21 protein-coding genes and 4 tRNA genes are annotated in these 23,165 nt (G+C 60.1%); 24 read left to right on the top strand and 1 reads right to left on the bottom strand.

Features of this window, described 5'->3' with window-relative positions:
• Positions 1-427: 427 nt before the first annotated feature.
• The 19 genes from MLD24_RS20395 (at position 428) to MLD24_RS20305 (ending at position 19,785) form a co-directional block, all read left to right on the top strand.
• Positions 428-988 carry a YdcF family protein gene (locus tag MLD24_RS20395; protein ID WP_248169027.1) on the top strand — a complete coding sequence of 187 codons (561 nt, stop codon included), beginning with the start codon at positions 428-430 and terminating at the stop codon, positions 986-988.
• A 52-nt stretch (positions 989-1,040) separates the two neighbouring features.
• The gene (locus MLD24_RS20390; RefSeq protein ID WP_248169025.1) at positions 1,041-2,009 is read left to right on the top strand and encodes an alpha/beta hydrolase family protein; all 969 of its coding nucleotides are present in this window, start codon (positions 1,041-1,043) and stop codon (positions 2,007-2,009) included.
• Between the two features lie 57 nt (positions 2,010-2,066).
• Positions 2,067-2,474 (top strand): GFA family protein, encoded by a 408-nt coding sequence (locus tag MLD24_RS20385; RefSeq protein ID WP_248169018.1) that lies wholly within the window; start codon positions 2,067-2,069, stop codon positions 2,472-2,474.
• A 407-nt stretch (positions 2,475-2,881) separates the two neighbouring features.
• Positions 2,882-3,553: a response regulator transcription factor gene (locus MLD24_RS20380; RefSeq protein WP_248169016.1), complete on the top strand. Its 672-nt coding sequence runs from the start codon at positions 2,882-2,884 to the stop codon at positions 3,551-3,553.
• Positions 3,550-4,839 carry a sensor histidine kinase gene (locus MLD24_RS20375; RefSeq protein WP_248169014.1) on the top strand — a complete coding sequence of 430 codons (1,290 nt, stop codon included), beginning with the start codon at positions 3,550-3,552 and terminating at the stop codon, positions 4,837-4,839. The genes MLD24_RS20380 and MLD24_RS20375 overlap by 4 nt, the downstream gene beginning before the upstream one ends.
• 66 nt (positions 4,840-4,905) lie before the next feature.
• A complete protein-coding gene (locus MLD24_RS20370; RefSeq protein WP_248169012.1) occupies positions 4,906-5,664 on the top strand; it encodes a MipA/OmpV family protein in 759 nt (252 codons plus the stop codon).
• Positions 5,654-6,799, top strand: a complete 1,146-nt coding sequence (locus MLD24_RS20365; RefSeq protein WP_248169010.1) for an efflux RND transporter periplasmic adaptor subunit — start codon at positions 5,654-5,656, stop codon at positions 6,797-6,799. The genes MLD24_RS20370 and MLD24_RS20365 overlap by 11 nt, the downstream gene beginning before the upstream one ends.
• Positions 6,799-11,034: an efflux RND transporter permease subunit gene (locus MLD24_RS20360; protein WP_248169008.1), complete on the top strand. Its 4,236-nt coding sequence runs from the start codon at positions 6,799-6,801 to the stop codon at positions 11,032-11,034. Before MLD24_RS20365 ends, MLD24_RS20360 begins: the two co-directional genes overlap by 1 nt.
• 135 nt (positions 11,035-11,169) lie before the next feature.
• Positions 11,170-11,376, top strand: coding sequence for a ParD-like family protein (locus MLD24_RS20355; RefSeq protein ID WP_227175538.1), 207 nt, complete (start codon positions 11,170-11,172; stop codon positions 11,374-11,376).
• Entirely contained in the window at positions 11,369-12,151 is a 783-nt protein-coding gene (map, locus tag MLD24_RS20350) for a type I methionyl aminopeptidase (protein ID WP_248169006.1), read from the top strand. Before MLD24_RS20355 ends, map begins: the two co-directional genes overlap by 8 nt.
• A 2-nt stretch (positions 12,152-12,153) precedes the next feature.
• Positions 12,154-12,669 (top strand): peptide deformylase, encoded by a 516-nt coding sequence (def, locus tag MLD24_RS20345; protein ID WP_248169004.1) that lies wholly within the window; start codon positions 12,154-12,156, stop codon positions 12,667-12,669.
• 86 nt (positions 12,670-12,755) lie between these two features.
• Complete coding sequence (locus MLD24_RS20340; RefSeq protein ID WP_248169002.1) at positions 12,756-13,511, top strand: aspartate/glutamate racemase family protein; 756 nt, start codon at positions 12,756-12,758, stop codon at positions 13,509-13,511.
• A gap of 19 nt (positions 13,512-13,530) precedes the next feature.
• Positions 13,531-14,067: a TFIIB-type zinc ribbon-containing protein gene (locus MLD24_RS20335; RefSeq protein WP_248169000.1), complete on the top strand. Its 537-nt coding sequence runs from the start codon at positions 13,531-13,533 to the stop codon at positions 14,065-14,067.
• A 310-nt stretch (positions 14,068-14,377) separates the two neighbouring features.
• Positions 14,378-14,605, top strand: coding sequence for a TM2 domain-containing protein (locus MLD24_RS20330; protein WP_227175543.1), 228 nt, complete (start codon positions 14,378-14,380; stop codon positions 14,603-14,605).
• A 96-nt stretch (positions 14,606-14,701) separates the two neighbouring features.
• On the top strand, positions 14,702-16,072 hold the full coding sequence (locus MLD24_RS20325; protein WP_248168998.1) for a YjgN family protein: 1,371 nt from the start codon (positions 14,702-14,704) through the stop codon (positions 16,070-16,072).
• Between the two features lie 4 nt (positions 16,073-16,076).
• The gene (locus MLD24_RS20320) at positions 16,077-17,168 is read left to right on the top strand and encodes a M48 family metallopeptidase (protein WP_248168996.1); all 1,092 of its coding nucleotides are present in this window, start codon (positions 16,077-16,079) and stop codon (positions 17,166-17,168) included.
• Complete coding sequence (locus MLD24_RS20315) at positions 17,165-17,707, top strand: GNAT family N-acetyltransferase (protein ID WP_248168994.1); 543 nt, start codon at positions 17,165-17,167, stop codon at positions 17,705-17,707. The genes MLD24_RS20320 and MLD24_RS20315 overlap by 4 nt, the downstream gene beginning before the upstream one ends.
• Positions 17,708-17,791: 84 nt before the next feature.
• Complete coding sequence (locus tag MLD24_RS20310; RefSeq protein WP_248168992.1) at positions 17,792-18,799, top strand: NAD(P)H-dependent flavin oxidoreductase; 1,008 nt, start codon at positions 17,792-17,794, stop codon at positions 18,797-18,799.
• Positions 18,800-18,870: 71 nt separating this feature from the next.
• Positions 18,871-19,785, top strand: a complete 915-nt coding sequence (locus MLD24_RS20305; RefSeq protein WP_227175548.1) for an AEC family transporter — start codon at positions 18,871-18,873, stop codon at positions 19,783-19,785.
• On the opposite strand, the gene MLD24_RS20300 is transcribed toward MLD24_RS20305, so the two are convergent.
• Complete coding sequence (locus tag MLD24_RS20300) at positions 19,774-20,781, bottom strand: zinc ABC transporter substrate-binding protein (protein ID WP_248168990.1); 1,008 nt, start codon at positions 20,779-20,781, stop codon at positions 19,774-19,776. The genes MLD24_RS20305 and MLD24_RS20300 overlap by 12 nt on opposite strands.
• Before the next feature lie 242 nt (positions 20,782-21,023).
• Here MLD24_RS20300 and gltX point away from each other — a divergent pair, with 242 nt between their 5' ends.
• The 5 genes from gltX to MLD24_RS20275 all read left to right on the top strand — a co-directional run bounded on the left by gltX (position 21,024) and on the right by MLD24_RS20275 (position 23,164).
• Entirely contained in the window at positions 21,024-22,499 is a 1,476-nt protein-coding gene (gltX, locus tag MLD24_RS20295) for a glutamate--tRNA ligase (protein WP_248168988.1), read from the top strand.
• A gap of 115 nt (positions 22,500-22,614) precedes the next feature.
• A tRNA-Ala gene (locus MLD24_RS20290) sits at positions 22,615-22,690 on the top strand.
• 7 nt (positions 22,691-22,697) lie between these two features.
• A tRNA-Glu gene (locus tag MLD24_RS20285) sits at positions 22,698-22,773 on the top strand.
• A gap of 231 nt (positions 22,774-23,004) precedes the next feature.
• Positions 23,005-23,080: transfer RNA gene (locus tag MLD24_RS20280), tRNA-Ala, on the top strand.
• A gap of 8 nt (positions 23,081-23,088) precedes the next feature.
• Positions 23,089-23,164, top strand: a tRNA-Glu gene (locus MLD24_RS20275).
• The last annotated feature ends 1 nt before the right edge of the window (position 23,165 follow it).

Genomic DNA, 23,165 nt, shown 5'->3' with positions numbered 1-23,165 from the left:
TGGTGGATTGGTTAGGCTCTTGAAACCATAGCACTTTCAGCCGCTTTCTTTTATCCCCCGTGAGAAATCCGGGCTAGTATTTACCAAAGGCTGACCACTGAGGCGCATGATCCTGCGATATTGCGATTGTATCGAAACGTGGACAATGAATTTATGGGCGACAGTGGTGTGGTGGACCTGTTTAGCGGCTCCAGCACGCTCTGGGCTATGGAGAGGTCGGGAAGCGTTATTGTCGGAACAACCTACATTTTCGATGACGTTCCCCCGGTTTCCCCGGCAGGTGATATTCTGGATTACCCCAAAGAGCGGCCAGCCCCGAGGATTGTAGAGCCTTGAGCGGGTCATTGGTTGGCCTGGTATAAGAAAACACGGAACGAATACAAGGTTTCGCTTCAGTTGGTGAATTATGAGAATAACAAGGTGGTTGTTGATTTTTAGTTCATTGGTTTTGGCGTTACTGCTTTATGTTGCATTTTCAATCTACCTTTACTCATCGAAATCGTCCGGCATGAGTGCTGATGCTGCCATTGTTCTCGGTGCTGCCGTCTGGAATGGAAAACCATCCCCGGTATTTCAGGAAAGAATTAATCATGCAATAAAGCTATACAAATCCGGGCAGGTCAAGAAAGTGGTGTTTACTGGCGGGGTTGGCGTTGGCGAAAAAAAGTCTGAAGCTCAAGCGGCGAAAGAGTATGCCGTAAGCCAAGGGGTGCCTGCTCGAGATATCCTGCTTGAGGATAGATCAACGATCACACAGGAAAACCTGGCATTCTCATCGCCGTTACTGGCCGCCAATGGCCTTTCTGTGGTTTTGATTGTGAGCGACCCTCTTCACATGAAGCGCGCAATGACAATGGCTGATGATCTTGGCCTCAATGCCTTGCCGTCACCCACGGAGACAAGCCGGTATCAGTCCTATAGCTCAAGAGGCAATATGTTGTTTTCAGAAACGTATTTCTACATCGGCTATAAGCTCAGGCGTTTTTAGCTTCAGACGAAGTTCGAGCTGGTAGCCAAGCAAGCGTATGCGAATGGTGACTATGAAAAAGTGGCTTTTGCTGATCGCAGCCTCGTTTTGTATGCCAGGCATTGCGTTCTGTTCGGTAGGTTTTTCGTCTTTACTGGATGCCTCTGATGACGCTCGCCCTCTTATGCTGTCGATATGGTATCCATCTGAAGCCGATCAGCTTGATGTTGTTGGAGGAAATGCCGTATTTCGAGGAGAGTACGCCGCGCTTGATGGCCCGCTGGTTGGGAGACACCCTCTCATCGTGATCTCTCATGGTGGTTTGCGGTCTACCAATGATTCCGGCGCGTGGCTTGGTGCTGCTTTGGCGAAGGCGGGCTTCATCGCTATTGAGGTCAATTCGCCACGACGGGAAACCCCGGTAGTCGCCGTGAACGAGATATGGCAGCGTCCGCGCGATGTAAGTCGAGCCCTCAGTGTGATTCTGGATAGTCCAGTCTGGGCGGAGCATGTTGATCAGAAAAAGGTTTTCGTTGTTGGTTTTGCCCTTGGCGGAACAGCGGCCTTGTCGGTTGCGGGCGCTGAATTAGACGCAGGAAGCTATTATCAATCCTGTGCTGATGCCGGCCCGGTAGGGGCGGATTGTACATGGTACGCTTCCCATAACGTCGCGTTGAACCAGCTTGATCAGGACGGCTTTGATAAGCCTGGGCACGACGATCGCTTTGCATCTGCGGTATCGATTGACCCCGAGTATCTGGAGGCGTTTTCGCAAGGCAGCGGACCACCGTTAATTCCAACGCTGTTGATCTCTCTGGGCAGCGAAGAACGCAAGACGAGCAACCTGCCGCTTGTTGAGAATGACCTGATCGACAAGGCGACCCGCTCGGATGGGTTTGCCGTTTGCACCGACAGAGGACCTCACATCTTGCTTGAGGAGGAAGGCGATGCTGCTCTGTGTGGCGTGTCTCCAGAGGTTCGTGCTCGCACTCACACACAGATCGTCAATAAGATTTTATCTTTTCTGGCCCGTAGCCTGTGATGGTGGCCATTCAATCGGATATGTTGGTTATCACAAACAAAAATCAGGGAGAGTGAAGTGACCACAAAACATCAGGGGGCTTGTCTTTGCGGGGATGTCCGGTTTGAACTGGAAGGCGACTTCCAATCGTTCTATCTCTGCTACTGTCAGTGGTGCCAGAAGGATACCGGTTCCGCCCATGCCGCCAACCTGTTCGCCGCCGCATCGGTGTTGACCTGGGTTTCTGGCCGGGGCAGCGTCAGGACCTACCGGCATGCCAACACCCGCCATTCCCGGAGTTTTTGTCAGAACTGCGGATCAGCCGTGCCCACGGTTGCCGAGGAGCTGGGTTTTGTGGTGGTGCCTGCGGGCTGTCTTGATGGTGCGGTCCCGATTGCACCAACCGCCCGATTGTTTGTGTCCCGGCGCCCGGAGTGGTGTCAGCAACTCGAGGCGGTGCGGGGTTTTGACGCCTTGCCGGAGTAGGCGTTCTGCAGATGCTAGCGGCTGACCCTGCGGAGCCGTTGGCTCCCGCCTCGAGGCTTGATTTGCATCAAGAATGGTTGCGATTGCAGTCTGTGCAATGGCGAATCGTTGTTATGCTTTATTCAAGGAGTCTTAAACCGTTCTTCTCTGAGTCTGCTGTCCACACGGGGTGGCGTTGTGCAGTCACACAGGCGCATGGCGACATTCTGGAGGTGCATATGCACACCCACCGCAGACGTTCCCCACAAGGCCAGTTTGCGCTGAAAGTAACTGGGCTGATGGTGATTGCCGCGCTGTCTTTTGCGATTCCCCTTCTGTTCATTTGAGGAAGCTCCGTAAGCCTCCTTAATTCCCTGTTAAGGTCCAACGGTTTAAGCTAACCCTCCGTTCACCCATCACTGGTTGCCATGAGAATACTGATTGTCGAGGACGACCGAGACCTGGCGTTGGCCATGTCCGAGTATCTGGAGTTACATCGTATTGAATGTGATTTTGCCTACAACGGCACCAGTGCGATCAATCTGGCTTTGCAGGGAGGGTATGACAGCCTGATTCTCGACAACATGCTGCCCCGGGTTACCGGAATTGAAGTGTGCCGGCAGTTGCGGGCTGAAGGGGTGGATACGCCCATTCTGATGTTGACCGCCTGCGATACCGATGCCGACCAGTTGGAGGGCTTCGGTGCCGGTCTCGACGATTACGTGACCAAGCCCTGCGCCATGCCGTTGTTGCTGGCACGATTGAAGGCTCTGTATCGGCGCCAGCATCCGGAGCGGGACTGTCTCCAGATTGCAGATTTGACCATCTACCCCCGGGAGCATCGCGCCAGCCGTTGTGGCCAGCCCCTCAAGCTGGCGCCGACCAGTTGGCGCATCCTGTTGTTGCTGGCCCGTCGATCGCCGGCGGTGGTGTCAAAGGCCGAGATCGCCCAGCATGTCTGGCCGGATGATGAGGTGGAAGAGGGCACGCTCAATGTGCACCTGCACCAGCTTCGCAAGATCGTCGACAAACCGTTTGAGCGTCCCTTGATCCAGACCCACGTCGGTGTCGGCCTGGCGCTGACGGCGGAAGCACCATGACTGGCTCCGAGCGGCCAGTGCCGGCGGTCCGAAGCCTGGCCGCCCAGTCCCGCCGCCAGTTGATCTACCTGGCTTTGGTGATTTTCATCATCCTGATCGCGCTGGCGGTCACCTTCAGCTTCTATCAGGTGGGCCAGGCCAGCAAGAGTTATATGCGCTCCGAGGCACTGGTTCTGGAGCGGGCCCTGGAAGAAAACCCCGATTACACCTTACCCCGAACCCCCTCATTCAGTGCCTATCGAACCTGGGAAAGCATTCCGCCGGAGATTCGCGGGCTGTTCTCGCCGAATCGGATTCAGCCGTCGGAGCCGATGGAAATCCTGCGCCGCAACAGCGAGGGCGTTCGTGAGTATGGCGCCCTTGTGTACTCGAACGAGCGGCAAACCGGCGGCATCTATCTGATCGAGTTTGAGCCTGCGGACAAGATTGACGCACTGATCGCCGACCTGTTTCGCCAGACCCTGATCGATGCAGGGCTGATTGCCGGATTGTTCATGCTGGGCCTGTTTGTGGTGATCTCCTGGCTGTTCAGCAACGCCCTGAAGCCACTCAACCTGCTCGTGGAGTGGTCGGCCCGAATCAAGCAGGACCCGGACGCCGGGGCGGACGCCCGTTTCGCCATCAGCGAACTCAACGAGATTGCCCAGCATCTGTTGTCGACCCTGGCGCAGTTGCAGGCCAACAACGAGCGGGAGCAGCAGTTCCTGCGGCACGCCAGCCATGAACTGAGAACGCCGCTGGCAATCATCCAGGCCTCGCTGGATACCCTGGCGGTTCGCACCGCCACGGATGATCCGGGCTATCCTGCCCTGGAACGGGCCCGTCGCGCCAGCGCCAATATGCTGCTGCTGTCCGAGGCGCTGTTGTGGCTGGCCCGGCAGTCATCCAGACCGGCCACCCGGTCGCCGGTGAATCCGGCAGCCCTGTGTGAGGGGCTGATGGCAGACATGCGCTACCTGATCGAGCATAAGCCGATTGAGGTAGAGCTCCAGAATCAGGCCGATGTCATTAACATTGAAACGGACCTGTTCCGGATCGTGCTGGCAAATCTGATCCGCAATGCCTTTCAACACGCGGCGGCTGGCACCATCACCCTGTCGGTCACCACCACGTCTGTGACCATCGTAAACCCGGTGGAGCGTGACAGCGTGCCCGCGGATGCCTGCTTTGGGCTGGGGTTGCAGCTGGTGGAGCGTATCGCCGACAAGCTCGGCTGGCAGTTCTCATTCGTTCAACAGGACGCCCAGGCCAAGGCCACCCTGTGCTGGGCAGAGCATATGCCTTAAGGCCCTCTTAATAGCCACTGTCTGACAATAGCTCCAGAGACATCGACTGAATCTGGAGCAACCAAATTGAAGACTCTTTCTGCCTCGACTCTTGCGTTCTCCCTCCTGACTACCCATTCCATCGCCAGCCTTGCCGACTCGCAGGAGGACAGCGGCGAGCTGGCGGTTGGCATTATTGGTTTCAGTGAGCCGTCCATTTACACCGGTGGTGAGCGAAGCGACAACCTGCTGCCATACCTGGCGTGGGAATCGGACAACTGGTTTTTTCGCGACTACACCTTGGGCAGCTACCTGGCGGGAGGTGACAGCTGGTACCTGTCCGCAGCGCTGGGCTATGACGTTTTCGGCGATGTGAACCGCGGCGACAGCCCGCAGCTGAAAGACATGGAGGAACTGGACCCGGTCTACAGCGCGGTGTTCAGTGCCGGCCTGTTCGGCTCGTTGGGCTACCTGAACCTGAGTTATTGGCAGGACATCTCCGATAACCATCGGGGCGGGTCGACGATATTGCGCTACAGCCTGCCGCTGGAGGCACAGCGATGGACGATAGAGCCCCACCTGTCAGTCACCTATGCCGGCAGTCAGGCAGCCAGGTACTACCTGGGGGTTGAGGCCGACGAAGCCAGGGCCGGACGCCCCGAGTATCGCCCGGATCAGGCCTACCACTACCGGGCCGGTATCAACGTCAGCCGCCTGTTTGGCCGCTCCCACCGGGTTCTGTTCGACCTGAGCCATCGCCGCTTCTCCGACGAAATTGAGGACAGCCCGATTGTGGACCGCAACACCACCTGGGCCGTCAGCGCCGGGTATGTGTATGAGTTCTAGCAGCCGACGTGGTGCCCGCTGGTTGACGCTGATGGCGGCTATGGCGGTGCTCATCGCCGTGATTATGCTGCTTGGCGCGGTGGAGGATACCGCCGATGTGACGCAGGCCGAGGCGGTGTCGACTCCCCCGGTGGTGACCGTAGAGCCGCTATCCGTGGGTGACCACCAGGCACGGGTTGAGGTACTTGCGGAGGTAAAGCCGCGCTGGAATGCTGACCTGAAAGCCGAAGTGGGTGGCCTGGTGGTCAAGGTCGACGACCGCGCCCTGGCGGGCAATCGCGTTCAGCAGGGAGACCCGCTGGCAGTGATCGAAGACACCCGTTACCAGGCCGAGCTTGCGGAGGCCGAGCAGCTCTTCCGTGAGGCTCAATTGGCCGCGGAACAGGCGGAGTACGCCAGCCGGGTCGCCCGCAGGCAGTTCAGCCGCGCCGGTGAGCAGCCGCCCAACGACCTGGCGCTGCAGTTACCCCAGCTGGACATCGCCAAGGCGGCGGTCGACGCTGCCCAGGCCCGCCTCAACCTGGCCCGGCGCCAATTGCGCCAGACCGTGATACGGGCGCCCTACAGCGGCTATGTGATCCGTCGCTACGTCAGTCCGGGCCAGATGGTGATGACCGGTGATCCGGTGGCCAATCTGATTGGTGATCGCCACCAGGACATCGAAGTGCGTCTGAGCCGGGCCCAGTGGCAGTTGCTGGCCCAGCCCCTGGCGGGGCAGTCGGTGGCGATTCTGGATGACCAGGGCGAGCGGCTGGGCAAGGCCGTGGTGCGACAGGCCGGTGGCTACCTGGATGAGACAACCCGGCAGTATGTTGTACATCTGTCTGATCTGGTGCTTGAGCAGGACGAATCCCGGGTACTGGTGGGCGATCTGGTGACCGTTCGTTTTGATGGTCGCGTGGTGAGCAACTCCCTCAGCATTCCAGCCACGGCGTTAACGGCGGAAGGGGCATTCTGGTGGGTTGAGGGGGATGACATCCTGGCCAAGAGCCCGGCCAGTGTGGTCGCCCGTCTGGAGGACCGGGTGCTGGTGCAGGCGCCAGAGGCGAGGGCGCAATGGCAGGTGGTGGCCTTGCCGATGGCCTCTTACTTGCCGGGCCAGCGGGTCCGGCCCCGTGTCAGGGAGGTACGGTAATGCACGCACTGACAGGCTGGTTCCTGCGTAACCCGGTCGCCGCCAATCTGTTGATGGCGTTCATTCTGTTCATGGGGCTGGTGACCCTGGGGACCATGCGGATCGAGGGCTTTCCCCGTATCGAACCGGACAGCATCGTGATCACCACCGAATTTCCGGGGGCGCCGCCGGAGCAGGTCGACGCCCTGGTCAGCCAGAAGATCGAAACCGCCCTGGAGGGGCTGGAGGGCGTGCGCAGCCTGTCGTCGGTGTCAGAGGCGGGGCTGTCCACCATCACCGTTCGGCGGGCCGGTGGGCAGGACCTGGACAAGTTGCTGGACCGGGTTCGGCTGCGCATGGACGGGGGGATTGAGCTGCCGGCCAGGACAAAGCGGCCGAAGATTGATGCCAGCGGGTTCGACTATCCGGCGCTGTACATCAACCTCTATGGCAATACTGACCAGGGGACCCTCCACGAATTGTCCAAACGGCTGAAGCAGGCGCTGTTGGCGGAGCCCGAGCTGTCCCGGCTCACCGTGTGGGGGTTGCAGGAGCGCGAACTGCGCATCGAGGTGGATTACCAGAAGCTCCAGCGCCTCGATCTGTCCATTGCGGATGTGATGGAGCGTATCCGTGCCAGTTCACTGGAATTCCAGGCCGGCTCACTGCGTACCCGGGGCGGGCAGATCTACATCAAGGCGGCGGACCAGGCGACTTATGCGCCGGATTATGGCGCCATTGCCATCGTCTCCGGGGACAACGGCGATTTGGTATCGCTGGCGGATGTCGGCGTGGTGCGGGACGGTTTTGTCGAGGGCGACGACCTGTTCCGCTTCAATGGCCAGCCCACGGTGGGCATGGAAGTGCTGGTTGGCCACCGGGAGAACCTGTTGCGGATCTCCGAAGTCACCCATCGGGTTGTTGAGGCGTATCGTCGCCAGCTGCCAGCGGGCATCGAAGTCAGCATCTGGGGCAACAGCGCCGATTACATCGCCGACCGGCTGGCCCTGTTGACCGACAATGGTCTTCAGGGCCTGTTGCTGGTGTTGCTGATCCTGGCTCTGTTCCTGAACGTCAAGCTGGCGTTCTGGGTGGCGATGGGGATTCCGGTATCGGTGTTGGGGGCGATTGCCGTGGCCGGCACCGACTGGGTCGATTATTCCCTCAATGACATCACCACCTTTGGTTTCATCATCGCCCTCGGCATCCTGGTGGATGACGCGGTGGTGGTGGGGGAGAGCGTGTTCGAGCAGCGGCGGCTGGATCGGCGGCATCCGTTGATCGCCACCGAAGCCGGCGTGGCGCGGGTGGCGGTGGCCACGGTGTTCGGCGTACTCACCACGGTGGCCGCGTTCTTTCCGATGCTGATTCTCGACAATCCGCTGGGCAAGGTGCTGGCGGGGTTTTCGGGCGTGGTAATCCTGGCGTTGCTGTTTTCGCTGGTGGAAAGCAAGTTGATTCTGCCGGTTCATCTGGCTGGCATCGATCTTGACCGCGCGCCATCCGGGCGAGTGGCCCGTGTCTGGGGCGCCCTGCAGCGGCTTGCCCAGGGTGGCCTGGTGGCGGTACGGGATCACCTCTATGTGCCGTTGCTGGCATTGGCGGTGCGTCACCGCTACGCCGCCCTGGTGCTGTTTGTGGCGGTTGCGGTGTTGGTGTTGGGGCTGACCATGAAGGGACAGGTGCGGACGGTCTTCTTTCCCGAGGTGCCCGGTCAGGTCATCAGCATCAACCTGGAAATGGACCCCAGGGCCCCGTTTGAGCTGACCAGGAACAATGTCGAGCAGATCCGCCAGGCCGGTGAGGTGGTGAATGGGCGTCTCCAGAAGCAGTATGGGCTGGCCGTTGCGCCAATACGCACCGTGTTTGAAGCCATTATCGGTCCCGAATCGGCCCAGCTCTACGCCGAGCTGACGCCGGTGTCCGAGCGCCCGGGGGTTGACCCGCAGCGCATCATCCAGCAGTGGCGACAACAGCTTGGCACCTTGGAAGGGCGTACCGAGCTCTCCTTCAGTGGTGCCGAAGAGGTGGGTGGCGGCTTCCAGATCAAACTGGCCAGCCATGATCCGGTGGCGCTGGCCTCGGCCAGCAAGGCTCTCAGGCGCCATCTGGAGAGCCTGGATGGCGTCCACAACCCCCGGGACTCGATGGTGGAGGGGCAACGAGAGCTGAGAGTGCGGCTTCGTCCCGCGGCCCGAAGTCTGGGGTTTGACCAGCAGAGCCTGGCGGTGCAGCTCGGTTACGCCTTTGGCGGCGCGGAGGTGCAGAAGCTCCAGCGTGGTGACACCGAGCTGAATGTGGTGGTGGTGCGTCGTTCCGGGCAGCGCAACAGCATTGACGACCTGATGAGCAGCTACATCCGCAGTCACGATGGCCAGTGGGTCATGCTGTCGGCGATTGCCGAGATCGAGTCGGTGTTGCAGCCCACCCGGCTGGCGCGGGAGAACCGCAAGCAGGTCAATCGGGTATACGCGACCATTGATCGTAACGTGGTGGCGCCGGAGGAAGTCGCCCAGAGCGTCATGACCCAGCTGGTGCCCGAGCTGCGCCAGGCCCATCCGGACCTTGAGGTCACCCTGGCCGGTGGGCTGGAGGAGATGGGTGAACTCCAAGGTGGCCTGAAGAAGGCGCTCTGGCTGGCGGTGGTGCTGATCTATGTGTTGATGGCGGTGCCCCTGAAGTCCTATGGCCAGCCGTTCATTATTCTCGCCATCATTCCGTTCGGGTTTGTGGGCGCCATTCTCGGCCACCTCCATCTTGGGCTGGCGCTGTCGCTGCTGTCCCTGTTCGGCATGCTGGCCCTGGCCGGTGTGGTGGTCAACGACAGCCTGGTGCTGCTGAGTCGCTACAACGACCTGGTGGCAGATGGCATCGCACCCGCCGAGGCGATTCAACAGGCAGCCACCAGCCGTTTCCGCGCCATTTTCCTGACCACGGCGACCACGGTGATCGGGCTGGTGCCGCTGCTGTCGGAAACCTCCGAGCAGGCCCAGTATCTCAAACCCGCGGCTGCGTCCCTGGCCTTTGGTGAACTGTTCTCGACGCTGTTGATGCTGTTCCTGGTGCCGGTGCTGATCGCCATAGCCCAGGACCTGCCGGCGCGCCGCTGCCATGTCCCACAACCAACCGGAGTTGCCATGTCGACCCGCATCGTCACCACCCACGAACCCATGACTGTCCGTTGCAAGTGGCGGCTGGTATCGGCCCTGGCCCTGATTCTGCTGGGGCTGGCCATGGTCATACTGCTTGCCGGTGAGGAGAGCTTTGTGCGCCAGGACATCCGTTTTGAACACGACGGCAATCAGCTGCAGGGCGTGCTGGTGATGCCAAGAGGCGATACCGCGCCCAGAGCCTGCATGGTGTTTGTCCACGGTTCGGGAGACGTCCCCCGTGATGCCTATGGCTACTATGCGCCGCTGTGGCGGCTGTTTGCCCGGCAAGGCTGGTGTTCGCTGGCCTGGGACAAGCCGGGGGTCGGTGATTCATCCGGCGACTGGCGACACCAGTCCATGGCTGATCGGGCTGCGGAAGTGTCCGCTGCAATTGATTTCCTGCGGGAAAGCCGCGGTCTCGGGAAAGGACCGGTGGGTTTGATCGGGTTCAGTCAGGCGGGATGGGTGCTGCCCAAGGTCGCCAATCAGCGGGATGACGTTGCCTTTGTGATTTCGGTGTCCGGTGCCGTCAACTGGATGGCGCAGTCACGCTACTCCGGCCGCCAGCGTCGCCTCGCCGAAGGCCTGAATGCGGCACAGATCGCGATTGAGGAAGCCGCGTCTGCCCGCGTTGACACTCTGATCCAAAGCGGAGCCCCATACTCGGAGTACCTGGCGCTGGTTGCTGGGGAGCCTGACCAGGAGCCCATGAGCGAAGCCTTCTGGGGGTTTGCCCAGCGTAACTGGAGTGCCGATGTGCGTGATGACCTGCACCGGCTCCGGGTGCCCATGCTGGCGCTGTTCGGTTCCCACGATGCCTACGTTGATCCGGTGGCCAGTTCTGAGGCCTACCGTCAGGCCCTGGCGCGCTCGCAGGCGCCGTTCTTCGAGATCGCCATTATCGACGGCGCCGATCACAGCCTGATGCCGACCAATGAAGTAAAGCCGGCGCACGAGGGCATGGCCGCGTGGTGGCTGTTGCTGAAAATCTGGTTTGGTGGCGATGACCTCTACGCCGACGGCGTGAAGGCGCGATTGAGCCAATGGCTTGGCCGGGTTCCAGAACCACCGGCCGACACAATGGCCCCGAGTGAGTCTAGATGAAGGTGGCGCTGGTGCTGGCTGGTCTGGTGTGCCTGTTGACTGGCTAACCATTGACCCGGCTCGCAATGGTCGACATTGCGGATTGAATACTGAGGATATACGATCTGTATATATTTTATATGCGGAGTGTATGCTTTGGGTATTATCAAGATCTCAGACCAGCTTCACGAGGAACTGCGCAAGGCCAGCTCGGTAATGTCCCGTTCCATCAATGCCCAGGCGGAGTTCTGGATCAAGGTGGGGATGCTCGCGGAGCTCAATCCCACCCTGTCGTTCAATGACATCATCCGCCAGCAGCTGAAGAAAGAGAATGTCGCTGTCGAGGGGCTGCTGGATGAGTAAGGTGATCATCAAGTCGGCGGAAGAGCAGGCATTGATGCGCCAGGCCGGGCAGTTGTTGACCCAGGTTTTCGACATGCTGGACGGCATCGTCAAACCCGGCATCACCACCATGGCGATCAACGATGCCGTGGAACGTTTCATCGTAGACGAGCTGAAGGCCAGGCCCGCCAGCAAGGGGCAGTATGGCTATCGTTATGTGCTGAATGTCTCCGTCAACGATGTGGTGTGCCATGGCATGCCCAGCGTGCGTTACCGCCTGAAGAAGACAGACATCATCAACCTTGATATCACCCTGGAGAAGAACGGGTTTATCTCGGATTCCAGTAAGATGTATGTCATGCCTGAGGCACCGGTTGCCGCCAGGAAGCTGGTCAAAACCACCTATGAGGCCATGTGGCAGGGGATCGGGGCGGTACGTCCCGGTGCTCGGTTGGGGGATGTCGGGGCTGCCATTCAGGCCTGCGCCGAGACTGCCGGCTACAGCATCGTGAAAGACTACTGTGGCCACGGGATTGGCCGCGATATGCACGAGGCACCCCAGGTCCTTCACTACGGCAGACCGGGGACGGGGCTGGAACTGAAACCCGGGATGATCTTCACCATTGAGCCGATGATCAACCGCGGTGGCCCCCAGGTGAAAACCCTCAAGGATGGCTGGACCGTGGTGACCCGGGACCGCTCACTGTCCGCCCAGTGGGAGCACACCATCCTGGTGACCGACATCGGCCACGAGGTGCTGACGTTGCGTTTTGACGAACAGCATCGGGAGGGTTGATTATGGCTGTGCTGCCCATTCTCACCCTGCCGGATAGCCGGCTACGTCGTCCGGCCCGGCCAGTGACTTCGTTTTCGGATGCCGGCGCTCTGGTCCGCGATATGCTTGACACCCTCTACGCCACAACCAACGGCATTGGGCTGGCCGCGACCCAAGTGGGCCGACCGGAGGCGGTTGTGGTGATCGATATATCGGCCAACCGCGATCAGCCACTGGTGCTGCTCAACCCTGAGATCACCCACACGCAGGGGCAGCGGGTCGACCAGGAAGGTTGCCTGTCGGTTCCGGACTACACCGCCGAGGTCACCCGTTACGAGACCATAGGGCTCGCCGCGTATGATCTGGAAGGCCAGCGCCGGGAGTGGGTGGAATCCGGATTTCTGGCCACAGTGATCCAGCATGAGCTTGACCATCTTCAAGGGCGTCTGTTTATTGACCACCTGCCGCCAGTGAAACGTCGACTGGCTCAAAAAAAGCTCGCCAAACAGGGTAGACGGGCGAAGGGGGCCTTGGCATAGTCCTGCCAGAATTGCCTGCATTCCGGTGAGCCGGATGACATCAGGCGACACGGCGTTGACAGCATAGGCACAGGGAAGGTGGCAAAATGAAAACCATTGGTTTGCTCGGTGGCATGAGTTGGGAGTCCACTCAGAGCTACTATCGGCTGCTCAATGAGGGCGTTCGCGACGCCTTGGGTGGTCTGCATTCCGCCCGCCTTGCCCTGTTCAGTGTTGACTTTGCTGAAATCGAGCGTCTCCAGCATCTGGGAGACTGGGCGGCCACGGAGGAGATTCTTTCGGCGGCCGCGCAATCGGTTCAGGCGGCCGGCGCTGACTTTCTGCTGATCTGCACCAACACCATGCACAAGGTCGCGTCACAGACTCAGGCGCAGCTCTCCATCCCCATACTTCACCTGGCTGACGCCACCGCCCTGGCACTGAAGCAGGACGGCATCCAGCGGGTGGGGCTTCTGGGCACCCGATTCACCATGGAACAGAGTTTCTATCGCGACCGGCTGGTGGCTCAGGGCATTGAGGTCCTGACCCCGGACGACGCCGGGCGCGACCAGGTGCACCGCATCATCTATCAGGAACTCTGCCAGGGGCAGATCCTGGTCAGTTCCCGTGAGCGCTACTGCGATCAGGTGGCCGCGCTGGTTGCTGAGGGGGCCGAGGCCATGGTGCTTGGCTGTACCGAAATTGGCTTGTTGCTGCGCCCACAGGACGTTGCCACGCCGCTGTACGATACGACCGTCATTCATGCCCGCGAAGCGGTGTCGGTGGCCCTGGGCCGCAGTCCGTTGCCGGGCTTTGTTGTCTGGCCGGCCTGTCCCGTCATCCCTGAAATCACGATTTATTGAATTACACCAAGGAGTTGCCATGAAGTGCCCCAAGTGTCGAACGGTTGACCTGAGCCCGGCCAAACTTGAGGACGGCCTGCCCGCCATGGGCTGCCCCCAGTGTGAGGGCGCGGCGCTGTCGATTCTGTATTACCGCGAATGGGCCGAGAGGAATCAGCCCGTAGCAACTGATGCCGCCCCAGACAGCGATGTGGTGGAGGACAGTGATACCCGTACCGCCATGGCCTGTCCCAAATGCAGCCGTTTGATGACCAAGTTTGCCATCACCGGATCGTTGCGCAATCGCATCGACCTGTGCGGGTCCTGCGATGAGGCCTGGCTCGATCATGGCGAATGGGGCGTTCTCAAGACCCTGGAACTGGCTAACCGGCTTCCCAAGGTGTTCACCGAGCAGTGGCAGCGCAAGGTTCGCACCGAGAAGCGTGAGGCCGCCCGCATGGAGCGTTTGCAGGACCAGGTAGGTGAGGGCGATGCCGCCCGGGCTGAAGAGGTGCGCAACTGGCTGAAGTCTCACCCCCGGCGTGGAGTGATTTTGCAGTTCCTGTCGGCGGAGTAGAGACGAAGTCGCCAAAGTAACAAAAAGCTACACATCTAATAGTAATGATAATCGATTATATTTGTGTCCCGGTAATTTTCCCGCGCCATCCCGGAAAGCCTTCAATACCGGGCCCTGCGCTCAGCGGCTGCAGGGCCAAAGGCCTCCAAGTGGCGTCATTTCACCTGCAATTGTCGCAAAAACTTAACACTTTGTTCTGAAAATCAACTTGTTCCAAAGATGGACAGAGTTTAATCTTCGCAGTCTCCCCGGGCAGGGCTGTCCAGGGACAAGAAAAGCGTAATCAAAACTGAACTATAGGGACATCTCTATGACAGCTGAGCAAGTTTCCGATAAGAAGATTCTGCCCGCGTTTCTCATGTGCTTTTTCCTCGGTATGTTTGGGATTCACCGATTCTATGTCGGGAAAATTGGCACTGGCATTCTGCAGATTGTGACGCTCGGTGGGTTGGGCATCTGGGCCCTGATCGACTGGATCATGCTGATGTGTGGCGCGTTTACCGACAAGCAAGGCAACAAGCTGACCGAATGGACTTGAAGCACTGATTCGATGGATGAGGCCGCTGTTCCACAAGGGAACTGGCGGCCTTGTTCTTTTCAGGGATGAAGCCAATCCAGCACAGGTACTGTGAGCATGACTACCGATTCTCCTCAACCCTCTTCCTCCACTCCTCCGCCTGCGGCAGCGCAATCCACTGCGATCCCGCGGGAAGAGATTCCCCGCAATGAGCCGGTGCTGTTTTCCGGGCAGGCCGGTGAGTTCTTCGGCATCTGGTTCGTTAACAACATCCTGACCTGGATGACCCTGGGTATATACTCGGCCTGGGCCAAAGTGCGGACTCTGCAGTATTTTTACGGCAACACCGAAGTGGCCGGCGGGCGGTTTGCGTTTACTGCCAAGCCGTTGCAGATTCTCAAGAGCCGCATCATCGCCTTCGGTCTGCTGGTGATTTTCCTCTTTGCCGAGAACAGCCCGGCAACCTGGGCGCTCTACCTCTATCTCGGCTTTGTGGTTACCTACCTGGTACTGGCGCCGGTGCTGACGGTACTGGTGATGTCGTTCCAGCTACGCTATTCGGCGTGGCGGGGCATTCCGTTCCGGTTCAACAAAGACTACCGCGGGGCGTATCGGGTTTACCTGCCGCCGCTGTTGCTGATGCTGTTGGTTGGCGGCAGCGTCATGGCGCCGTTCTTCCAGGATGAGATTGCCGCCGCGTTTTCTGGTGACACTGCACCAGTTGGAGTGGCTCAGGAATCGGACTGGGTGGGTCCGGATCTGCCCAAGAACAAGGACGGCCAACTGAAGTCCGAGCCCGGCATGAGTTGCGATGAATACCACCCGAATAAGGTTCCGACGAAGTGCGCTGGCGAAGCGGGTGTAGGTGAGCAGGCGTTCGAAAACCTGACGCCGTACCAGTTTATTCCTGCCGCTATATTCATGCTGCTCCTGCTACTGGGGTTGCCGTACTTTGATTTTATCAACCAGCGATTCCTGGCACGGAACATCCGCTTTGGAGTGGCGGAGGTGACCTATACCGGCCAGGCCCGGGACTATTACCGCATCTACTGGCTCTGGCTGTTGGCGTCGGCGTTGTTAGTGACGGCCTGGATTGCCAATGCCGCCTGGGGGGCTGGCAACGCTGGCTTCATCGCGTTGGTGATCGCCACGATCCTGTACTTTCCGCTGACCAAGGCGTACCTCAAGAGTCGCCGCTACAACCTGCTGTTTGGTAAATGTTCGATCGACAATGGCAAGTTCCAGCTCAAGGCGGACGTGCCGTTCCTGCGGCTGGCGTTCGTGCTGATTACCAATACCCTGGCGGTGACCTTCACGTTTGGCCTGATGACGGCCTGGGCCAAGGTGCGCACCGCAAGGGTGATCCTCGACAGCATGTCTCTTGACGTCAATGCGCCGATGGACCAGTTCCTGGCGGCTCAGGAAGAGAAACAGTCTGCGCTGGCGGAAGAAATGGCAGACGTGTTCGATATCGACGTGGCGTTCTGAGCCGATGCCATCGATCACTGGTACCTACTACGACGGCCAGAGTTCCCGGCCTTACCCCACCAGCCTGGAAGTCAACGAGGAGGGCTTTGCCCGGCTGGAGGGTGTGGATCGGGACCTGGTACATTTCGGCGAGCTGGATGTGCCATCCCGGGTCGGCAATACCCCCCGTTGTGTCGGCTGGCCTGGCGGTGGCGTGTTTGAGACCACCGATCACGCCACCCTGGATGGCTGGGTGACTCGCTTTGGCACTAGGGGGCGGGATCACATCCTGCATAAGCTGGAGCGTAACCTCTGGGTCATCCTGCCATTGCTGGCGGTTACTGCACTGGTGGTGTACCTGATGGTGACCCGGGCAATTCCCTGGGGGGCGGAGGTAGTGGCTCATCAGCTCTCCGCCGAGTGGTCCGAGGAACTGGGAGAATCGGTGCTCGATCGACTGGATGAGTACTATCTCAACCCGACCACCACCAGCAAGTCGGAGCGTCAGCGTTATGAGCAGTTGCTGAATGAATACGTTCCGGCCGACAGCGACTTCACTTACACCCTGCATTTCCGGGACGGTGGGCTGATTGGTCCTAATGCCTTCGCGCTGCCGAACGGCTCCCTGATTCTGACTGACCAGTTGATTGAGCTGGCCGATTCGGAAGAGGAGGTGCTGTCGGTATTGCTCCATGAGATTGGTCACGTCGAACACCGCCACTCGCTGCGGGGGGTGTTGGAGAGTACCGGCGTGGCGGTGATGTTCACGCTGATGACCGGCGATGCCGAGTTCGTGCAGGAATTTGTCGTGGCCATTCCGCCACTGCTGCTGCAGGCCCAGTTCTCCCGCGACCATGAGTGGGAAGCGGATGGCTATGCCGTGGAGCGGATGCAGGAGGCTGGCCTGGACCCGGGTGCCTTTGCCAGCATGATGGCCAAGCTGGCAAATGTGGCTGAGGAGCAGGACGGTGATGTCTCCGACGAAACGGCGCCTAACGACCGTGAGGTTGCCAAGGACGATGAGGCAACAGAGAAGGCTCATTTGCTGGACTACCTTTCGACGCACCCGCCCAGCGAAGACCGTATTCGGCGCTTCCGTGAGGCCTCCCAGCCATGATCGATATCCGTACCTCCCGTCTGCGGCTACGTGAGCTTGTGCCCGAGGATATAGACCCTTTGGCCGACATGTTGGCGGACCCGGAGGTGATGCGGTTTTCCGTAGGTGGGGTCCGTGATCGGGCGGGTACGCAGCAGTTCCTCGACTGGTGCCGGGACTGCTACCGCGATGTCGGCGTTGGCCCCTGGGCGCTGGAGCTTGCGGATACCGGCGACTTTGTCGGTTTCTGCGGCGTGGGCCCTGACACCGTCGCTGACCGTGAGGAAATCAACCTTGGCTATCGATTGGCGAGACGTTACTGGGGTCGGGGGTTGGCGACAGAGTCAGTCCGCGCGGTGCTGTCGGAGGCGTTTGAGCAACGTCGGTATGACTCGGTGATTGCCATTGTCGAGCCAGACCATGTGGCCTCGATCCGGGTGATCGAGAAAGCCGGCTTTGGTCCGGGCCGGGAGGCCGATTTCAGCGGCCATCGGGTGCGGTTGTTCCGACTCTATCGAGAGCGATGGTGTGATCTGACAGACACTGACAGGGCGATCTGAGTCACGCTCTGGCGCACGGCGGCTGCGGGATCGTTAGGGTTACGACAGAATCAGGTTCTGTAAATCGATCCCCGGAGGCCCATCATGGACGAACGACTTCACGCACTCTCAGACCTGGGTGTGCGTTACCCCATCATGCAGGCCGGTATGCCCGGCGCCGGCAATGTGCGCCTGGCGGCGGCGGTGGCCCGGGCCGGCGGTATTGGCACCCTGGGCCTGCAGGACCTTTCCACCTGGGAGCAAAGCCTCAGCCTGCTGCGACAGCAGGCGGTGGGTCACCCGTTCAATGCCAACCTGTTGTTGCCCTACACCCGCAAGGGTCACGTCGAAGCGGTATTGCGGCAGCACTGTCCTATAGTGACGCTGTTCTGGGGCGCCGCCAAACCCTACCTTCGTCAGCTCCAGCCGGCCGGCTGCTTTGTGTTCCAGCAGGTGGGCTCTCTGAGTGAAGCTGAGAGGGCACTGGAGGCAGGCGTTAACGGATTGATCGTCCAGGGCTGTGAGGCTGGCGGCCATGTGCGGGGTGAGGAGCCTCTGGTCGACCTGTTGCCGGCAGTTCGTGACCTCGCGGGCGAGGTGCCCTGCTTCGCGGCGGGCGGTCTCTACGGCGCTGGTGAAGTGGCGAAAGCGCTTGCGCTGGGAGCAGATGGCGTGTCGACCGGTTCCCGCTTTCTGATGACTCGTGAGAGCGGTGCCCACCCGGCCTACCAGCAGCGACTGGTGGACGCCACCGAGACCATTCGGACCACCCTGTTTGGTTTGGGGTGGGCGACGCCCCATCGGGTGGTGCCCAATGCGGCCACCGAGCGCTGGTGCGATGCCCGGGGCGACGTACCGGGGTGGCTGGATGCCATTAATCGGGCGTTCGGCTTTACCCGTCGCCTGCTACCGTTCAAGGCCGAACCGGCGATGAGCCAGCGGGCTCACCGCCCGCTGTTTACCAATGCGGTGATGGACGACAGTCTGCCGGCGTCCCTGACGGACAGCTGCGCACTCTACGCGGGCGAGGCGGTGGCGGCGCTGGAGTCGGTGCTGACGGTGGACGAGGTCATGGCCGAACTGAAGGCGGCGTTTCAGGCGCCAGCCTGTTAGGGGGCTACGTATCCAGTTTTACCAGTGATCCTGCTAGGCTAGGCCGGTTTCCCCGACTGCAGGAGTTGTCGATGCCGGTGTTGGTGCAAGCCCTTGTTCCCGTCTTTACCCTGATTGTCCTGGGCTATCTGTTTCGTCGCTGGAACTTCCCCGGGGCCGATTTCTGGTATCACGCTGAGCGCTTTACCTATTACGCTCTGTTTCCGGCGATGCTGGTGTTCAAGCTGGGGCAGGCGCGGATCGAACCCTCCGCCTATGGCGAGATTGCGATTCTGGTGGTGGCGATGCTTGCCGCCATGGTGACCCTGTTGTTGCTTCTGCAGTGGCTGTTCGCCTGGCCCGGGCCGGTGTATTCATCGGTGTTTCAGGGAGGCCTGAGGTTCAACTCCTACGTCGCCCTGGCGTCTGCCGGTATGCTGTTGGGGGACGAAGGCTTGTCGTTGATGGCGATCGTGGTTGCCATCAAAGTCCCGCTGATTAACCTGCTGTGTATTCTGATGTTTTCCCTGGTCGCCAGCCAGGGGCCGATGCGATTGATGCCTGTTCTAAAGGCCATTGGCACCAACCCGCTGATCATCGGCTCGGTGTTGGGGGTGCTGTGGAGCTACTTTCAGGTTGGCTTCCACCCGGTGCTGGCCGGCGTGCTCAAGCCGATGAGTGACATGGCATTGCCGCTGGGGCTGATGACGGTGGGGGCGGGGCTACAGCTCAAGGCTCTGAGAGGAGCGTCCGGCCCGTTCCTGCTGTCGTCGGTCGCCAAGCTGGCGGGATTTCCGTTAATGACCGCCGCCATTCTCTGGGCTCTGGGTATTCAGGGTACCCTGGCTCAGGTCGCCATCCTGCTGACCGCCTTGCCCACCGCCACCTCCGCTTACATCCTGGCCCGCCAGCTTGGCGGGGATGCCCCGCTGATGGCGGGGATCATCAGTGGCCAGACCCTGCTGGCCATGGTCACCATTCCGGTGGTGCTGGCCTTACTCTGGTAGGCAGGCCAGTACCGCGTCCGCCATCGACTGCTGGAACTGGATGTAGCCATCCGCCGTGTCAGGAATCTCCGAGGCCAGCGGGTCCCAGGTGCTGAAGCGCAGGTCCATGCCCTCGGTAATGCTGCGCCACCACTGCTGGTTGAACTGGGGCTCGGTCAGCAGGCAAGGCTGTGTGCTGGCTCTCAGCCGTTCCTGGACGTCGGCAATGTGACGGGCCCCGGGCGAGCGTTCCGGGTTGAGGGTCAGGATACCGGCAATGGCCAGATTGTAGTGTTCCGCAAAGCGGCGGAACGCATCGTGATAGGTGAACAGGCTGATCTCCCGGGCCGGGACGAGTTGCTGCTGAATACGCCGTTCCGCGCCGGTCAGTGCGATTCGGAAGCGGGCCAGGTTGCGATCCAGTTGGTCGCGGTCGATACCCGGCAGGGTCGCCAGTCGATCTCTCAGTTGTTCCGCCATGGCGAGGCCGAGTTGCGGGTCCAGCCAGATATGGGGATCTTCGCCATGGCTGTGATCGTGAAGATCGTGTCCGCCATGACCACCATGGTTTTCATGTTCTGCATGATCCTCGCCATGCTCGTGATGCGAGGGTTCGTGGTCAGGGGCGTGGTCGTCGTGATGATCGTGATCATCGTGGCTGGCATGGTCATGGCCGTGCTCGACCGGCTCACTGCCTGCCATCAGTGTTAGGGTGCGGTTTTCGAAATCTTCACCAGACAGCATTCGTATGAGGAAGGTTTCCATATCCGGGCCCACCCATACCACCAGGTCGGCTTCTTCCAGTGCCCGCCGCTGCGATGGGCGCATCTGGTAGGTGTGGGGGCTGGCACCGGCGGGAACGAGCGCGGTTACGTTGACGCTGTCTGGAGCAATGGCCCGCACTAACAGTCCCAGTGGTTTTATGGAGGTCACGATGTGGTGATCGGTGTCGGCCTGGATGGCCGTGGAGGTCAGGGCAAGGACGCCCAAGGTGAGGGCTTTGAGAGCGCGCAGCATTTGATGTGTTTACCTGTCCGGCATGTCGTGTGTATGTGGTACGTTATAATATTACATTTAGCGCAGCCGTAGAAGTGGCCGGTATCCGCTTATGCGAAATCGTTGATGGGCCGGTATAATGCGGGCTTTTCAACTTACCGGCCAATTCACCGCCGGCTTGTGGCGTCAGCACCTTTCGGGGGCTGGTGCCGGCATCCAGGCCCGGTTGTGCGTAAGGATTGGTCGACAGACAGGATGCACCCATGACCGTTCGTACCCGTATTGCGCCGTCTCCGACCGGGGACCCCCATGTTGGCACTGCCTATGTGGCGCTGTTCAACCTTTGTTTTGCCCGCCAGCACGGCGGCCAGTTCATCCTGCGCATCGAAGACACGGACCAGACCCGCAGTACCGACGAATCCGAGCAGGACATCCTCCGCGCCCTGCGCTGGCTGGGGCTGGATTGGGATGAGGGCCCGGACGTAGGCGGCCCCCACGGTCCCTATCGCCAGTCCGAGCGCAAGGATTCCTACGCCCAGTACGCGCATGATCTGGTTGATAAAGGCCACGCATTTTACTGCTTCCGCACGCCGGAAGAGCTCGACCAGATCCGTGAGGAGCGTAAGGCCCAAGGCCTGAATCCCGGCATCAAGGGGGATCTGGAGTTGCCGGCCGAAGAGGTCCAGCGTCGCCTGGCGGCGGGTGAACCCCATGTTATCCGAATGAAGGTTCCGGATGAGGGCACCTGCGTGATCCAGGATATGCTCCGTGGCCAGATCGAGATTGACTGGGCCCAGGTGGATTGCCAGATTCTGCTGAAGTCCGACGGTATGCCCACCTACCACTTGGCCAATGTGGTGGATGACCATGCGATGGGCATTACCCACGTACTGCGAGGCGAGGAGTGGATCAACTCGGCGCCCAAGCACAAGCTGCTCTACGCGTACTTCGGCTGGGATATGCCGGAGCTCTGCCACCTGCCGCTACTGCGCAACCCCGACAAGAGTAAGCTGTCAAAGCGGAAGAACCCCACCAGCATCAACTTCTACGAGCGCATGGGTTTCCTGCCGGAAGCGGTCATCAACTATCTCGGCCGCATGGGCTGGTCGATGCCGGATGAGCGCGAGAAATTCTCGGTGGCGGAGATGATCGAGCACTTCGATATTCAGCGGGTGTCCCTGGGTGGCCCGATCTTCGACGTGGAGAAGCTTCGCTGGCTGAACGGGCAATGGCTGCGGGACGACGTTTCCGACGACGAATTCGTTGCCCGGCTGAAGGACTGGTGGTTTCGTGAAGACGCCTTGCGTGACTTGCTCCCGCATGTGAAGGGCCGTACAGAGGTGTTCAGCGATGTCGCACCGATGGCTGCCTTCATGTTCTCCGGCATGCTGGATCTGGCGCCTGAGCAGTTCGCTCACAACAAGCTGGAAGAGGGTCAGGTGAAGCGGGTGCTGCAGTTCGCGCTGTGGAAGCTGGAGGCCCAGCGCCATTGGAGCAAAGAGACCATCTTCGCGGACATTAAGGGGCTGGCCAAGGCGATGGATCTGAAAATGGGGGACTTCATGTTCCCGATCTTTGTGGCCATTGCCGGTACACCGAATTCCTGGTCGGTGATGGACTCCATGGCGCTGCTGGGGCCTGACATGACCCGGGCCAGGTTGCGCCATGCCTTGAATCTGTTGGGCGGTTTCTCCAAGAAGGAAACCAAGCGGGTCGAGAAGGAATTCGCGGCTTTGTGAGTCGCCCGGGGAGTGGCTTCTGCTCAACGATTGAGCGAAAGCCCATACCCTTAAAAAAAGTGAAAAAAACGGCTTGACGGCTTAGGGGGCGATCCTTAATATACGCAGCCGTTGAGGGGCCATAGCTCAGCTGGGAGAGCGCAACACTGGCAGTGTTGAGGTCAGCGGTTCGATCCCGCTTGGCTCCACCAATTACTAGTCCCCTTCGTCTAGTGGCCTAGGACTCCGCCCTTTCACGGCGGCAACAGGGGTTCGAACCCCCTAGGGGACGCCAATTAGGCAAACCGATCGTGCGTCGATTCACGTAGTCGATTGATCAACGACGGTCGGTCAGCCAGCGGAAAAGCCGCCTGAGGGCGGTTTTTCTTTTTCAAGCAGCCTTGGCTGCTTGAGGGAAGGCAAAGGTTGCGCTTGAGCGACCATCGGGAGTGACCGGTTTTCCGGAAATTTCTGAAAAGAGTATTGACGTAACCAGGACGGCTCAGTAATATACGCAGCCTTCTTCGGGGCCATAGCTCAGCTGGGAGAGCGCAACACTGGCAGTGTTGAGGTCAGCGGTTCGATCCCGCTTGGCTCCACCATTTTACTAGTCCCCTTCGTCTAGTGGCCTAGGACTCCGCCCTTTCACGGCGGCAACAGGGGTTCGAACCCCCTAGGGGACGCCAA

This window comes from Marinobacter xestospongiae (genome assembly GCF_023156385.1).
In the GTDB taxonomy this organism is placed as follows: domain Bacteria; phylum Pseudomonadota; class Gammaproteobacteria; order Pseudomonadales; family Oleiphilaceae; genus Marinobacter; species Marinobacter xestospongiae.
Note: the sequence above shows the minus strand (reverse complement) of the source record. Positions and strands in the feature narration are given on the sequence as shown.